Below are 14417 nucleotides of genomic sequence, written 5' to 3'. Positions count from 1 at the left end.
CAGGGAAGGAGCACGGCATGGGCGCATCACAATCCCGGCTTGGGCATCGTTCGACGGCGAAAGCCGCCGCGCCGCTGCTCCTTCCCGCCTATCTCTGGCTGATGGTGGCAATCTTCCTGCCATTGTCGGCCATGGTCTTCTTCAGCTTTGCCAGCGACATGCCTTTCATGGGCAAGCCCTGGTCGCTGACATTGTCGAACTACGCCGATTTCTTTTCGAGCGACGTTTACGCAAAGCTTCTGCTGTCATCGTTGCGCCTGGCCTTCGAGGTCACGGTATGGTGCATTATTCTCGGCTTTCCGTCGGCCTACGTACTGGCCAAGGTGTTCAAGGGCAGAACCCGGGAAGCGATTTTCCTGCTCGTCATCCTGCCCTTCTGGAGCAATGGGCTCGTCCGCATCTTCTCCTGGGCGATGGTGCTGCGCAGCGGCGGCATACTGGATACGGCGCTGAACGCCATCCTGCAGTTCAAGGTCAATATCGACCTGATGTATTCCTATCCGGCCGTCATCATCGGCCTAGTGCATTCCTATGTGCCCTATATCGTGCTCACCTGCTACCTCAGCATCCAGGCGATCGACGACAGCCTCATCGAGGCGGCGCGGTCGCTCGGCGCATCGCGTTTCCGGATTTTGAGGCGCATCATTCTGCCGCTGTCGCTGCCGGGCATCATCGCCGGAGCCGTTCTCGTCTTCGTGCCGGTGATCGGCTCGTTCATGGAGCCCCGCATCCTCGGCGGCCGGACCGGCACCTTCTACGGAACCGTCATCGAGGACCAGTTCGTCGCCGTCTTCAACTGGCCGCTCGGCGCCGCACTCTCCTTCATCCTGCTGGCACTCGTCCTCGCCATCCTGGCATTGGCCTCCCCCGTCATGAGGAAAGCCGCATGAGCAAGACCACGCGCCTCCTCAACGCCGTCGGACGTCTCTACGTCGGCCTTCTCCTGGCCTTCCTGTATCTGCCGATCGTCATCATGGGACTGATGTCGTTCAACGCCTCGCCCTTCTATCAATTACCGTTGACGTGGTCGTCGACGTGGTATCAGGCGCTGTCGCAGGACGGCCAACTGATCGGCGCCGCCCTCAACAGCCTACAGATCGCCGTCATCACCACGATTGTCGCGACGGTTATCGGCACGGCCGCATCGCTGGCGTTCTTCCGCTACGAGTTCAGGGGCAAGAAGCTGCTTCAGGCCCTGTTGCTGCCGCCGATCGCCATTCCGTGGCTGATCACCGGCACGGCGATGCTCGTCTTCTTCTACGGCATTGGAATAGGCCGCGGCCTGCACGCCATCATACTCGGCCATGTGGCGCTCGCCCTGCCCTATGTCATCATCGTGCTCAATGCCCGCCTCCAGACCTTCGCGCCGGAGCTGGAGGAGGCGGCCCGCTCGCTGGGCGCCAGCCAGTGGCAGATCACCCGCAGGGTGACCCTGCCCTATCTTGCGCCGGGCGTCGTCGCCGGCGGGCTCTTCGCCTTCGCCGTTTCCTTCGACCAGTTCGTCGTCTCCTATTTCCTGGCGACCCCGGGGCAAACGACGCTTCCAGTTGAAATCTACGCAGCGATCCGCAAGGGCTTCACGCCCGAGATCAACGCGGTGTCGACGATCATCATCGTCATGTCCATGGTCCTGATGCTGGTGACCGCCCGCTTCTACAAATTCGGAGGAAATAGCTGATGGCCAGCGTCGAGGTGAAAAACCTGTCACGAAGCTTCGGCATCTACAAGGCGCTCGACGACATCTCGGTGCGCTTCGAGGATGGCGGCTTCTACGCACTTCTCGGCCCGTCCGGCAGCGGCAAGACCACGCTGCTGCGAATGATCGCCGGCTTCGACTATCCCGACACCGGCCACATCGAGATGAATGGCGAAAGCGTCGAGCGGGTTCCCCTGGAAAAGCGCAACATCGGCATGGTGTTCCAGAACTACGCGCTGTTTCCCAATATGACGGTGTTCGACAATGTCGCCTTCGGCCTCAGCGTGCGGGGCGTCGCGCGCGAGGAAATACGAAAGAAGGTCATGAACGCCCTCGATCTGGTTCAGCTCGGAAAGCTCGAAGGTCGCAAGCCGCATCAGCTTTCCGGTGGACAGCGCCAGCGTGTGGCGCTCGCGCGCGCGATCGTCATCAATCCTCGCGTACTGCTTCTCGACGAGCCCCTCGGGGCACTGGACAAAGCCCTGCGTCTCGACATGCAGGTCGAACTAAAACGTATTCAACGGGAAATTGGCATTACCACCGTCTTCGTGACCCATGACCAGGAGGAAGCCCTGACCATGGCCGATCGCATCGGCCTTCTCAAGGATGGAAGACTGATCGAAGAAGGACGGCCTGAGGATATTTACAATCGCCCGAAGACCCTCTTTGCCGCGACCTTCCTCGGGGACGCCAATATTTTCGAGGGCGAATGGCAGGACAGTGGCGTCATGCTCACGGACGGCCGCGCAGTTCGCGTCGCCGACAGCAACGACATGCAGTCCGGGGTGATCCGCTGTGCCGTTCGACCGGAGCGGATCCGAATCGTCTCGGCTGAACAGCCGAGACTGGACAACGTGCTGGAAGGCCGTATCGAGCGCCGGCTCTTCGCCGGCAACAGCACCACGCTGTTCGTCAATCACAACGGTCGCGAAATCCGAGTGGGCCTTCCCAATACCGGATCGAACAGTCTCGGTGACGGCGAGGCCGTCACGCTGACATGGTCACGCGAAAGCACCATACCGGTTGCCGCGGCTTAGCAGCCGTCTGCGGTCAGGGCGCCAAAAACTGGTGTCGGTTCAATCCCGCATCGGTGTCGGGCAGGATGCAGGTAAACGTCGTGGCTACTAGTGATCGAGCGCAAAAATTCTCGTCTGCGCTCGCGAAAACCCGATCCCGAAACATGCAGGTACCCTTTGATTGTATCACGATAGGGTGACAACTCTCTGGCGGTAGGGAACGGAATGTGAGACTTTAGCGTTTGTCAGTTTGCCGCTTGCAACTGACATACGTTTCCGGGCGCGCCGGGAACGACGGAGCGGTTGCCAATTCGGGAAATGTCCCGGAACCGGCATCGGCGGAAGGATCAGTCCGGCATCAGCCGGCGAAAGGAAAAACATCATGAGAGATATGCCAGGACGCCCCTCCCGGCGCGGTTTCCTCAAGGGAAGCGCCGTAGGGATGGCGATAGCTTCGCTTGCCGGTACGGCCAGTGCACAAACGCCCGAGAAGGAAGCCCCACCGCCGCTTGATCAATACGAGCGGGTCTATCTCAACGACGCGGAATGGGCCTTCGTGATGGCCGCCTGCGCCCGACTCATTCCCTCGGACGGCGACGGACCCGGCGCGATCGAATGTCGGGTGCCGGTCTTCATCGACCGGCAGCTCGCAGGAGACTTCGGCAAGGCTTCGGACTGGTACATGCAAGGCCCGTTTGACCCGGCCGCCACGCCCACGCTCGGCTTCCAGAGCCCGCTGACGCCGGCGGAAATCTACCGGAAGGCAATTCCGGCGTTTCAGGACTGGTGCGACAAGACCCATGGCGGCAGTTTCGAAACCCTCGACCCAGCAAAACAAGACGCCGCACTGACCTCGCTGCAAAAGGGTGAAGTGCCGCTCGATCCCGAGCTTCGGGACTTCTTCTCCTTCCTGCTCGCCAACACAAAGGAAGGCTATTTCGCCGATCCGGGTTACGGCGGCAATCACGACATGCAGGCCTGGGTCTATATCGGCTTCCCGGGCGCGCGTGGTGCCTTCACCTCCTGGCCGGGTCGCGAGAATGCGAAATATCCGCTGGGTCCCGTCGCGATCAACGGGGAGAGGGCGTAAACCATGGCAACCAGAACGGATCCCAAAAAGGACGTCGTTATTATCGGGCTCGGCTGGACCGGCGCGATCATGGGCATGGAACTGGCCGGCGAAGGCCTTGAAATCCTCGCGCTCGAGCGCGGAGAGGACCGCAACACGGTTCCCGACTTCCAGTATCCCAACACATTCGACGAACTGAAATACGGCGTGCGTTACGGCCTGATGCAGAAACCGGCCAACTCCACGCTGACCGTGCGTCACAACACGCAGGAAACGGCACTTCCCTATCGTCAACTCGGCTCGTTCCTGCCGGGAGACGGCGTCGGCGGCGCCGGCGTTCACTGGAACGGCCAGACCTGGCGGCCGCAGGCGGTCGAATACCGGCTGCGCTCCTATGTTGAGGAGACCTTCGGCGCCGATATCATTCCGGAAGACATGCAGCTTCAGGACTGGGGCGTGACGGCCGAGGAAATGGAGCCCTTCCTCACCAAGTTCGAGAGCGTCGCCGGCATCGCCGGCAAGGCCGGCAATCTCAACGGCCAGATCCAGGAGGGTGGCAATCCATTCGAGGCGCCGCGCTCCGCCGACTATCCGATGCCGCCGCTGAAGAACACATGGGATTCGGAGCTGTTTGCCGATGCCGCCCGCAAGATGGGGTATCACCCCTTCCCGCGCCCTTCGGCCAATGCCTCGGTCCAGTATGTCAACGACTACGGCATGCAGCTCGGCCCTTGCAACTATTGTGGCTTCTGCGAACGCTTCGGCTGCAACAACTATTCGAAGTCGTCACCGCAGGTCTGCATTCTCGATGCGCTGAAACGCAAGCCGAACTTCAGCTACAAGACCAAGTGCGAGGTGCTGAAGATCGAAAAGGCCGCCGATGGCAAGACCGCGACGGGCGTGACCTATTTCGATGACAATACCGGGGAGGAGGTCTTCCAGCCGGCCGATCTCGTGCTGGTCTGCGCCTACTCGCTGCACAACGTCCATCTTCTGCTGCTCTCCGAGATCGGCCAGCCCTACAATCCGGATACCGGCGAGGGCGTGGTCGGGCGGAACTATTCCTACCAGATGACCGGCGGGACCGGCCTCTGGTTCAAGGACAAGGTGTTCAACCCGTTCGTGGGCACCGGCTCCGGCGGCATGACGATCGACGATTTCTCGATGTCGCAGATCGATTTCGGCAAGGAAGGCTTCATCGGCGGGAGCTATATCACCTGCGGCCACACCGGTGGCCGCCCGATCCAGCAGATGTCGCTTCCGCCGGGCACGCCCGGCTGGGGCGCCGGCTGGAAGGCGGCGGTGGGAGAATGGTATGGCCACAATCTCTCGATCGGCTCGCACGGCTCGAACATGGCCTATCGCGATACCTGTCTCGATCTCGACCCGACCTACAAGGACCGGCACGGCCGTCCGCTGATGCGCATGACCTTCAACTGGAAGGACAACGACATCAAGATGACCCAGTTCATGAAGGCAAGGATCGAGGAAATCGCCAAGAGCATGAACCCGGATGCCATGGCCTCCGGCTACAAGGTCGACGGCGCGCAATATGACGTGCGCCCCTACCAGTCGACCCATAATGTCGGCGGCGCGATCATGGGCATCGACCCGAAGACCTCGGCGATCAACCGGCATCTCCAGACCTGGGACTGTCATAACGTCTGGGTCATGGGCGCCTCCGCCTTCCCCCAGAACCTGCAGTACAACCCGACAGGCGCGGTCGGCGGTCTCGCCTACTGGGCGCTCGAGGCGTTGCGCAAGGACTACTTGCCCAACCCAAGACCGTTGATGTGAGGAGTGCGGATCATGAAAACCTTTATTCGCATCATCCTTGCGCTCGCCGTCATTGGCCTCGTGGCGCTGGCGGCCATCATCTTTGTGCCGCCCTTTCTCACCAAGCCGGACGGCACCGTTGCCGCCGACTGGAAGCCGGCGGCGGGCCAAGGCAAATACGCCACGCAGATGGCCGACTGTCAGGCCTGTCACACCGCCGAAGGCGGCAAACCGTTTGCCGGTGGCCGCGCGATCGAAAGCCCGATGGGCACAATCTGGTCAAGCAACATCACCCCCGATGCAAAGACCGGCATCGGCAACTGGACCTATGAGCAGTTCCATGCCGCCCTCGTCGACGGGATTGCGCCCGGCGGCGTGCACCTCTACCCGGCGATGCCCTATGAGAATTACCGGCATCTGAAGGAAGAGGATATCCGCGCAATCTGGGACTACGTCCATAACGATGTCGCGGCGGTCGACAACGCGGTGAAGGAGACGAAACTCGCCTTTCCGTTCGACCAGCGCTGGGGCATCCGCCTCTGGAACTGGCTGGCACTCGACAAGCCCGGCTTCCATCCCGACGGCAAGGCATCCGAGAGCGATGCTCTGGCAAGAGGCGCCTATCTGGTGCAGGCGCTCGGCCATTGCGCGGCCTGCCACAGCCCGCGCGATCAGTTCATGGCCGAGGACGGGAAGAGTGCCGACGATCCTGCCTTCCTGACCGGCGGCGAAATCGACGGCTGGATAGCTCCGGATCTCCGCACAGCCAAGTCGGCTCTTCAGACCTGGTCCGATCAGGACCTGAAGGACTATCTCACCACCGGCCGCAACGCCCATTCCGCGGTTACCGGTGAGATGCAGCTCGTTGTGGGTGACTCGCTTCAGTACATGAAGGACGAGGATGCCGACGCAATGGTCGCGTACCTGCGGGCGATTTCGGACGTCAAGCCAAACCCCAAGCCGGTATCTGCGGACAAACGCACCACGGATCGCCTCGATGCCGCCGACGATCCGACGACGGCCAAGCTCAAGGCGGCGAAGGACCTCAGCGATGGAGAGCTGCTCTATCTCAACAACTGCAGTGCCTGTCACATGCCGGACGGTCAGGGAGCGCCCGGCGTCTTCCCGGCACTGGCCGGAAACTCGCTGGTGATGGCGGATACGACCAAGGGGCTGACCGAGGTCATTCTCCACGGCGCAGAGATGCCCTCCACCGAAAAGCGGCCCGAGCGGTTGAAGATGCCGGCCTTCGCCGACCGGCTTTCGGATGGCGAGATCGCCACGCTTGAAACCTTCCTGCGCAGCGCATGGGGCAACTCAGCGCCGGCGGTGGCGGAAAATGCAGTAAAGGCCGTGCGTCCCTGACGGCGCACCGCTTTCAATTGCTATGAGGCCTGCCAATGGAAATTGGCAGGCCTCTCTCATTTGCAGGTGGAAAAGATGGTACACCTTGGCCACTGCGCGATGGAATAGTGCCCTTCAATGAGCCTTCGTCGCCTTTGACGCGAGCACGAAATCGTGTCTCACATCCCAGAAATCTCCAGCAAAGCCATAGCGTGCCGCGCGCTCCTCGTCGTGGGTCATGACAAACTCTGCAAGCAGGCTTTCCTTCACGCCGAAGACGGCATCCGAATTGATATAGGGATCATCCGGATCGAAGATGTGGGTCGTCAGCGTCTCGTAGCCATCGGCCTTGATGATGTAATGCAGGTGTGCGGGGCGATAGGGATGGCGGCCAAGCGCCTCCAACAGCTGTCCGACGGGGCCGTCATTCGGGATCGGGTAGTATTTCGGCTTGACGGCGCGAAACCAGTAACGGCCATCCGCGCCGGTCTTGAAGATGCCACGCAGGTTGAAGTCCGGCTGCAGGCCCTTCTGCTGGACGTCGTAGAAGCCTTCATCATTGGCCTGCCACACGTCGATAACCGCACCCTCGATCGGTTTGCCGTCGGTATCCAGGATACGCCCTTCAATGAACATGTCCTCCCCCTTCTGGTCGAGGCATATATTGGCGCCCATTTCCAGATGGGGCGCTCCCTCGACATGGAAGGGTCCGAGAACCGTTGATTCCGACGCGCCGGACGGCTTGCGATTGTTGATGGCATCCACGAGCATGGACACCCCGAGGATATCGGAAAGCAGGATGTATTCCTGGCGCCACTCGTTGCATATCTGGCCAGTCCTGGTCAGGAACATGATTGCCTCAAGCCACTCGTCCTGCGTCGGCTCCAGTTCCTTGACGGCTTCGTGCAGCTTGCGGGTGACAACTTCCATCACCTGCACAAGGCGCGGGTTCTCGGCCTTGGCATTGCGCCCTGTGACGACCTCGACGGAATTCTCTTCCGTGAAAAAACCTTTCTCGTGCGCTTCCATGTTTGCCTCCCTCTATCTGTTCAGGATTGCCGCGAGCACGCGGTGCAGTTCGGCGGCCGGATCGGCAACGGCGCCGAAGGAACGCCATGCGACATGATGGTCTGGACGGACCAGCAAGGCGCCGCTGTCGGAGATCTCGTTGATGCGTGCCCAGTCGCCCGTGAAGTCCTGCCAGGGGCGGCGCGGGCCGATGATATGGACCGCTACATCAATGCCGAACGCCTGGCTGACCGTCGCAGCAGCCTTCGCCCAATCGGCACCGCCGGGACCAGTCAGAAGGCTGAACATGCCATGTCCGCAGAGGTCGAGCGTGGAGGTTTTCCCGCCGTCGTCGGAGAACAGCCAGGCATGTGGCAAACGCGCACCGGGCCAGCTCGTCTGCTGGAAGTGCAGATCCGCGTCCTCGGTGAATGCGGGCTCCGTCTGACCATCCGTCACAACGGCATTTGACGTGTAGCGCTGGTTCATCTCCACGCCATGCGCGTCGAATTCGTAGACCTTGTAGGCGATGGCTTCGCGAATGGCCTTGCGCTGCGCTTCGGCCTCCGGTGTCGTGCCACAACGGGCATCCATGTTTTCCTGCATCTTCACCGGATCGACGGAATCGAGCAGCCCGAGAGCCTTGAAGATCGGACCAAACTCCTCGATCGACTTGTTCGCCCGAGTGACGATCTGGCGTGCGACGGGCGCACGCTCGGCGCTGTAGCTGTCCAGAAGCCCCATTCCGGCCTGTCCCTTGGCGACCAGCGCCACCTTCCAGGCTAGGTTGAATGCGTCCTGGATGGATGTGTTGGAGCCCAGACCATTGGACGGCGGATGACGATGGGCGGCGTCGCCCATGATGAAGACGCGCCCCTTCTGCATGTGGGTCGCGAACATGTTGTTCACCGTCCATGTGCTTGTCGAGGTGATCTCGATCGGAATATCGGGATCGCCGATCAGGTCGCGCGCCACCTTCTTCGCAAAGGCCTCGTCGACCTGCGGCGCGGGCTGATTGATGTCGTAGCCCCAGTTGATGAGCCATTCGTTCCAGGGCCGCACCATGCGAACAAGGCCCATCCCGATGCCGCCGACATCCGCGCCGGGCTGCAGGACCCAGTAGAGAACCGAAGGCCGATGCGCGACATATTTGCTGAGATCGGCCTTGAACACGATGTTCATGGACCCCGCCACGCCCATCTTCCCCTCGAAGGGGAGATCGGCATGTTCGGCCACCTTCGAATTGCCGCCATCCGCGCCGATCAGGAATTTCGAGCGAACCGTGAACTCTGCCCCGGTCAGCCGGTCCAGACAGGTGGTCGTCACCCCGTCGGCGTCCTGGACATGGAACAGATATTCCGTGGACATTCGCGGCTGCGTGCCGCGCGAACACGCCGTCTTCAGAAGGATCGGCTCGAAATAGGTCTGCGGAAGGTCGTTCATCAGGCTCGGAGACGACAGAAGATGCTCGGCCTTAGACTTCGGATGGGTTCCCCAGCTGTACATGCGGCCGATCTCTTCGCCGGCAATCGACGCGCAGAAGACGTTGTTCCCAAGGTATTCCTGGGCTGTCGCATAGAGATAGGCCTCCTGCTCGACCTCCAGGCCGAGATCGCGGATGACCTCCATCGTGCGCTGATTGGTGATATGCGCGCGCGGTGTGTTGGCGAGCCAGCGGTAGCGGTTGATCGCCATATTGTCGACGCCGTAGCTCGAAAGCAGCGCCGCCATTGCGCCGCCCGCCGGGCCCATGCCGACAATGAGAACGTCAGTTGAAAAGTCTGCCATTTAGTCCTCCCTAACTGGCCTGATTTTGAACGGATGCCGGTTGCGTGAGGACGAGCCTGCGCCTGACCGGAAAGAGTTGAATGCCTGTCTTTTCCGAAAAGAGCCCCCAGAGACCCGTCGGCGCAAGGATCATGGTCGCGATGCCGATGAAGCCGAGGATCAGGAGGTAGATCGATCCGAAATCCGAGAGCGTCTTCTGAAGAATGAAGAAGACGATGATGCCGACGATCGGACCCTCGATCGTACCGATGCCGCCGATGACGACGATGAAGAGCACATAGGCCGTCCAGTCGACGACGGAGAAGGCCGCGTCCGGCGAAATGCGCGCCTTCTGGACGTAGATCAGCGCGCCTGCGATGCCTGTGATGAAGGCCGTGACCAGATACACGAAAACCTTCATGCGCTGCGCATTGACACCCACGGCGCGGGCCGCCGTCTCGTTGTCGCGCACTGCGGCGAGGCCGAGGCCCTGACGCGTGCGAAGGATGCGGTAGAAGACGAGGATGGTGGCAACGGCGAGAAGAAGTGCAAACCAGTAGGTCAGCACATCGCTCGCCTCGGACGTTTTCATGCCGAAGGCGTCTTTCAGGAAACCGACGCCGAGCATCTCCTTGCGTGCTTCGGTCGGCAAGGAAGTGCCCGTGCCACCGCCAAGTGTCTTCCATTGCGCGACGATCAGTCGGACCACCTCGGCAATGACCCAGGTGCCGACGCCGAAATAGGCCCCCTGAAGACGGAAGGAAAAGAAGCCGGCCGGGATCGCAAGCAGGACCGCAAGGACGCCGGCAAGCAGCGTCGCCAGCAGCGGATCCATTCCAAGGAGGATGACGCAGCCGAACATCGAATACGCCCCGAACCCGACAAAGGCCTGCTGGCCGATGGAGAGAAGGCCGGCATAGCCCGCCAGGAGGTTCCAGCTTTGCGCCAGAACCAGCATGGTCAGGATGAAAAACAGGTCCTGAAGGACGTCGCGGGGAACCAGGAACGGCGCCGCCGCTGCGACCAGGACGAGCACGGCTGCCGCAACGCCGAAGAGCGAAGATGCGCGCGTGCCAGTCGCCATGGTCCAGCTCGGAGCTTTTGAAGTCATCGTTGCACCTCAATCGAAAGCGCGCGGGAAGAAGCCGCGCGGCTTGAAGGCCAGAACAGCGAGAAAGGCGATGTGGCCAGCCAGGATCTGCCATTCCGGATTGATGCTAGCGCCGACCGTCTGGGCAACCCCGAGGATCACGCCGCCGACGAGTGTCCCCCAAAGGGAACCAAGCCCTCCGATGATGACCGCCTCGAAAGCGTAGATCAGGCGCGACGGGCCGGCCGAGGGATCGAAATTGGCACGCGTTCCGAGATAGAGTGCGGCAACGGTCACGACGACCATGGCGATGCCCGTGGCGGTGGCGAAGATCCGCTTCGGCCTGATCCCCATCAGCCCTGCCGTCACCGGGTCATCCGACGTGGCGCGAAATGCCCGGCCGATGGGTGCGCGGTAAATCAGCTGGTTCAGCGCGACGATCACGGCAATGGCGGAGAGGAAGGTCAGAAGCGGCATGACGCCGATGTTGACGCTGCCGAGCGAGATCGTCGCCGCGTCAAGCGAGCCCATCGCAATGCGCCGGCTGTCGGCGGTGAAGCCCTCCAGCAATCCGTTCTGAATGATGATCGAAAGGCCGAACGTTACGAGCAGCGGCGGAAGGATATCCTTTCCGAGCGTCCGGTTCAGCAGAAAATACTGCAGCATCCAGCCGGCAGCGAACATCAACGGCGCCGCGACAAGGGCGGACAGGAACGGATTGAGCCCGAGGAGCGACGTCAGCGTCAGGATCACAAAGGCAGCAAACACGATGAGGTCGCCATGCGCGAGATTGACCAGCCGCATAATGCCGAACACGATGCTGAGGCCCGCCGCAAACAGCGCGTAGAGACCGCCAAGCAGGATGCCCTGAACAAGTGTGTCAATGATGTTCATGGGTCGCGGCTCCGAAATAGGCCTTGTGAATGTCCTCGCGCGACACGTCCGCCGAACGGCCCGAGAGCGTGATGCGACCCTCCATCATGCAGTATACGCGATCGGAGACCCGCAGCGCGTGGCCGATATCCTGTTCCACGATCACGATGGAAGCCCCGGTCTCCTTGATCTGCGGAAAGGCGGCGTAAATGTCCTTCACGACGACCGGCGCCAGACCGAGACTGATCTCGTCGCACAAGAGCAGCTTGGGATTCGACATCAGCGCCCGCCCGATTGCCACCATCTGCTGCTGCCCGCCGGAGAGCGCGGTCCCCGGAGACCGGCGGCGCTCCTTGAGAACCGGAAAGAGATCATAGATCCTATGCAGATCCCAGGCGCCGCTTCCCTCTGTTCCGTAGGCTCCGATCAGGAGGTTCTCTTCGACCGTGAGGGACGGAAAGAGCTTGCGCCCCTCCGGCACCATGGCGATGCCAAGTCTCACGACATCCGGCGAGGACAGCGCGCCGATCGGTCGGCCGTTGAAGAGGATCGCATCGGCTTGACTTGCAAGAACCCCCGATATCGCCCGCATGAGCGTCGTCTTGCCCGCGCCATTTGCGCCGATGACGGCGACCGTTTCTCCGGCCTCAAGATGCATGTCAACGCCGAAAAGCGCCTGAAAATCCCCGTAATGGGCGGTCAGGCCGGATGTCTGAAGCAGCGTCATCACACCTCCATCCCCAGATAGATTTCGCGAACTTCCGGCGAGTTCATCATCTCATCCGGTGTGCCGATGCCGATGATGCGGCCGAAATGCAGGACGAGAAGTCGTTCGACGACCGAGTTCAGGGCGTGCAGGACATGCTCGATCCAGATGACGGCCACGCCGCTGCGATGGATCGAACGGATGGTCTCGACCAGCAAGCTGCATTCACCTTCCGTCAGGCCACCAGCGATTTCATCGAGCAGCAGCAGCTTGGGCCGGGTTGCCAGCGCACGCGCCAGTTCCAGCCGCTTGCGCTGCAGCAACGACAGGCTGCCGGCAGGCGTGTTGGCCTCGGCAATAAGGTCGGTCTCGACCAGGATGTCCGCGCAGTCCGAAACGATGTCCGCTTCCCGCTTCTGCTGGCCGAAAGTGCCTGCGACCAGCAGGTTTTCAAAGACCGTCAGCTTCTCGAACGGCTGCGGGATCTGAAAGGTCCGCCCCATGCCTGACAGGCAGCGCTGCATGGGACTGACCCGGGTCACGTCCTTGCCGAGGAAGCGGATCGTTCCGGCATCCGAGGCCATGGTCCCGGTTATCAGGTTGAAAAGCGTCGACTTTCCCGCGCCGTTGGGCCCGATGATACCCAGCGCTTCGCCCTCCGAAACCGAAAAGGCGATCGCCTCGGCCACCGTCAGTGCGCCAAAGCTTTTCGAAATTCCATCGAGTTGCAGCAATGTCATCGATCGTTCCCGAGCAGGTTTGCGGCCGGCGGACGAGCCGCCGGCCAGTTCTTGCATATCAGCTCAACGCTTCCATCTTGCCGCCCAGCGGCACCTCCGGCACCGTGGAATTCTCGACGACGACGAGCTCGTAGCTGCCCCCGTCCTTGAGACGCCACTGTCCGCCGACAAGCGGTGTCTTGGCGATATTCTTCTGGGCAAAGGGCGGCAGCTTGTCGCTGCCCCAGGCGATGGGCCCGACCAGCGTATCGAGCTTCGTCTTGCCGATTTCGGCGGCAACGGCCTCTCCGTCCGTCGGATCTTCCACCCGCTTCATCACGTCGACGGCAAGCTCGAAAAGCGCATGCGCAAAACCGATCGGCTGAGTCCAGGGACGGCCGGTCACCTTGGTGAACTCCGCCGCGACTTCCGCCGCCGTCTGGCCCGTCAGGGACGATTTGAACGGATGGGTCGGCGTCCACCAGACTTCCGTCGACAGGTTGTGCCCGCCCTTGCCGAGCGCTTCGACCGCCTGCGGAAAGAGCATGGCCTTGCCGATCGAGGCAATCTTGGGCTTGAGGCCCTGCTGCTGCGCCTGGTTCCAGAAGGTAGTGAGGTCCGGCGGGATCATCACGCCCGTCAGGATCTCGCAATTCGCCTTCTTGAACGCGGCGATCTGCGCGGAGAAGTCGTCGGTCATGTTCTGATAGCGACCGGGGTCGGTGAGGCCGTAACCTTGCGCGTTCAGCACAGGCGGGAAGCCGACATTCGGGTCACCCCATGCATTTCCGTCGCCGTCGTTCGGGAAAAGACCGCCGACCTGCTTGTTGGTCTCGATCTGGGACCACATGCCCGTGAAGACGGCAATCACGTCTTCGAGACCCCAGAAGAAATGATAGGCGAAGTTGAAGGGCTTCCAGCTTTGCGGATCGCCGGGATTGCCCTGCTGGCCGATGAACCAGGGCTGCCATGGTGCAACCGTGGAGATGCAGGGAACCTCTTCAGCCTCGCATGTGGTCGAAACCGGATTGGTCGTCTCCGGGGTGGAGGCCACCAGCATCAGGTCGATCTCGTCGTTGACGATCAACTCCTTGGCGACTTCCGCCGCCCGGTTCGGATTGGACTGGCTGTCCTTGACCACCACGTCGAACTTGTCGCCATTGGCCTTCAGGAAGGCATCGATGACGAACTTGTCCGCTTCCCCGAAGCCGGCGAGCGGACCCGTCTGCGGACTGACATAGCCAAGCTTGATCTTGGAGCCCTTGGCCAGGGCCGGCATGGCCAGTCCGGATGTACCGACCAGAGCGCCGGCGGCGACCGTCGTCTTCATAAAATCGCGTCTCGTAAACATGC

At 61.6% G+C, this 14417-nt stretch carries 13 protein-coding genes; 6 read left to right on the top strand and 7 right to left on the bottom strand.

What is annotated here, in order from left to right; translation table 11 throughout:
• Nucleotides 1–17: 17 nt before the first annotated feature.
• The 6 genes from ACU5AY_RS02480 (at nt 18) to ACU5AY_RS02455 (ending at nt 6922) form a co-directional block, all read left to right on the top strand.
• Entirely contained in the window at nt 18–890 is an 873-nt protein-coding gene (locus ACU5AY_RS02480; protein WP_446827860.1) for an ABC transporter permease, read from the top strand.
• Nucleotides 887–1678, top strand: coding sequence for an ABC transporter permease (locus tag ACU5AY_RS02475; protein WP_446827859.1), 792 nt, complete (start codon nt 887–889; stop codon nt 1676–1678). The genes ACU5AY_RS02480 and ACU5AY_RS02475 overlap by 4 nt, the downstream gene beginning before the upstream one ends.
• Nucleotides 1678–2733 (top strand): ABC transporter ATP-binding protein, encoded by a 1056-nt coding sequence (locus tag ACU5AY_RS02470; protein WP_446827858.1) that lies wholly within the window; start codon nt 1678–1680, stop codon nt 2731–2733. The genes ACU5AY_RS02475 and ACU5AY_RS02470 overlap by 1 nt, the downstream gene beginning before the upstream one ends.
• A 361-nt stretch (nt 2734–3094) precedes the next feature.
• A complete protein-coding gene (locus ACU5AY_RS02465) occupies nt 3095–3802 on the top strand; it encodes a gluconate 2-dehydrogenase subunit 3 family protein (RefSeq protein WP_446827857.1) in 708 nt (235 codons plus the stop codon).
• Between the two features lie 3 nt (nt 3803–3805).
• On the top strand, nt 3806–5578 hold the full coding sequence (locus tag ACU5AY_RS02460) for a GMC family oxidoreductase (protein ID WP_446827856.1): 1773 nt from the start codon (nt 3806–3808) through the stop codon (nt 5576–5578).
• A gap of 12 nt (nt 5579–5590) precedes the next feature.
• Entirely contained in the window at nt 5591–6922 is a 1332-nt protein-coding gene (locus ACU5AY_RS02455; RefSeq protein ID WP_446827855.1) for a c-type cytochrome, read from the top strand.
• A gap of 114 nt (nt 6923–7036) precedes the next feature.
• On the opposite strand, the gene ACU5AY_RS02450 is transcribed toward ACU5AY_RS02455, so the two are convergent.
• From ACU5AY_RS02450 to ACU5AY_RS02420, 7 genes are read right to left on the bottom strand one after another with little or no spacing between them, the layout of a single operon-like run.
• Complete coding sequence (locus ACU5AY_RS02450) at nt 7037–7930, bottom strand: intradiol ring-cleavage dioxygenase (RefSeq protein WP_446827854.1); 894 nt, start codon at nt 7928–7930, stop codon at nt 7037–7039.
• Between the two features lie 12 nt (nt 7931–7942).
• Entirely contained in the window at nt 7943–9697 is a 1755-nt protein-coding gene (locus ACU5AY_RS02445) for an FAD-dependent oxidoreductase (protein WP_446827853.1), read from the bottom strand.
• Nucleotides 9698–9707: 10 nt separating this feature from the next.
• Nucleotides 9708–10787 carry a branched-chain amino acid ABC transporter permease gene (locus ACU5AY_RS02440; protein WP_446827852.1) on the bottom strand — a complete coding sequence of 360 codons (1080 nt, stop codon included), beginning with the start codon at nt 10785–10787 and terminating at the stop codon, nt 9708–9710.
• A 9-nt stretch (nt 10788–10796) separates the two neighbouring features.
• A complete protein-coding gene (locus ACU5AY_RS02435) occupies nt 10797–11660 on the bottom strand; it encodes a branched-chain amino acid ABC transporter permease (protein WP_446827851.1) in 864 nt (287 codons plus the stop codon).
• Nucleotides 11647–12366, bottom strand: coding sequence for an ABC transporter ATP-binding protein (locus tag ACU5AY_RS02430; protein WP_446827850.1), 720 nt, complete (start codon nt 12364–12366; stop codon nt 11647–11649). Before ACU5AY_RS02430 ends, ACU5AY_RS02435 begins: the two co-directional genes overlap by 14 nt.
• Nucleotides 12366–13085 (bottom strand): ABC transporter ATP-binding protein, encoded by a 720-nt coding sequence (locus ACU5AY_RS02425; protein ID WP_446823200.1) that lies wholly within the window; start codon nt 13083–13085, stop codon nt 12366–12368. The genes ACU5AY_RS02430 and ACU5AY_RS02425 overlap by 1 nt, the downstream gene beginning before the upstream one ends.
• A gap of 58 nt (nt 13086–13143) precedes the next feature.
• Nucleotides 13144–14415: an ABC transporter substrate-binding protein gene (locus ACU5AY_RS02420; protein ID WP_446827849.1), complete on the bottom strand. Its 1272-nt coding sequence runs from the start codon at nt 14413–14415 to the stop codon at nt 13144–13146.
• Nucleotides 14416–14417 lie beyond the last annotated feature (2 nt).

Source organism: Rhizobium sp. PAMB 3174, from assembly GCF_052908375.1.
The sequence above is the reverse complement of the archived record's forward strand: the minus strand, read 5'-3'. Positions and strand labels throughout refer to the sequence as shown.

Coding starts and splice junctions, on each gene's coding strand:
- ACU5AY_RS02435 (WP_446827851.1), bottom strand. CDS start 11,660: ATGAACATCATTGACACACTTGTTCAGGGCATCCTGCTTGGCGGTCTC.
- ACU5AY_RS02475 (WP_446827859.1), top strand. CDS start 887: ATGAGCAAGACCACGCGCCTCCTCAACGCCGTCGGACGTCTCTACGTC.
- ACU5AY_RS02445 (WP_446827853.1), bottom strand. CDS start 9,697: ATGGCAGACTTTTCAACTGACGTTCTCATTGTCGGCATGGGCCCGGCG.
- ACU5AY_RS02425 (WP_446823200.1), bottom strand. CDS start 13,085: ATGACATTGCTGCAACTCGATGGAATTTCGAAAAGCTTTGGCGCACTG.
- ACU5AY_RS02465 (WP_446827857.1), top strand. CDS start 3,095: ATGAGAGATATGCCAGGACGCCCCTCCCGGCGCGGTTTCCTCAAGGGA.
- ACU5AY_RS02440 (WP_446827852.1), bottom strand. CDS start 10,787: ATGACTTCAAAAGCTCCGAGCTGGACCATGGCGACTGGCACGCGCGCA.
- ACU5AY_RS02420 (WP_446827849.1), bottom strand. CDS start 14,415: ATGTTTACGAGACGCGATTTTATGAAGACGACGGTCGCCGCCGGCGCT.
- ACU5AY_RS02480 (WP_446827860.1), top strand. CDS start 18: ATGGGCGCATCACAATCCCGGCTTGGGCATCGTTCGACGGCGAAAGCC.
- ACU5AY_RS02430 (WP_446827850.1), bottom strand. CDS start 12,366: ATGACGCTGCTTCAGACATCCGGCCTGACCGCCCATTACGGGGATTTT.
- ACU5AY_RS02460 (WP_446827856.1), top strand. CDS start 3,806: ATGGCAACCAGAACGGATCCCAAAAAGGACGTCGTTATTATCGGGCTC.
- ACU5AY_RS02455 (WP_446827855.1), top strand. CDS start 5,591: ATGAAAACCTTTATTCGCATCATCCTTGCGCTCGCCGTCATTGGCCTC.
- ACU5AY_RS02450 (WP_446827854.1), bottom strand. CDS start 7,930: ATGGAAGCGCACGAGAAAGGTTTTTTCACGGAAGAGAATTCCGTCGAG.
- ACU5AY_RS02470 (WP_446827858.1), top strand. CDS start 1,678: ATGGCCAGCGTCGAGGTGAAAAACCTGTCACGAAGCTTCGGCATCTAC.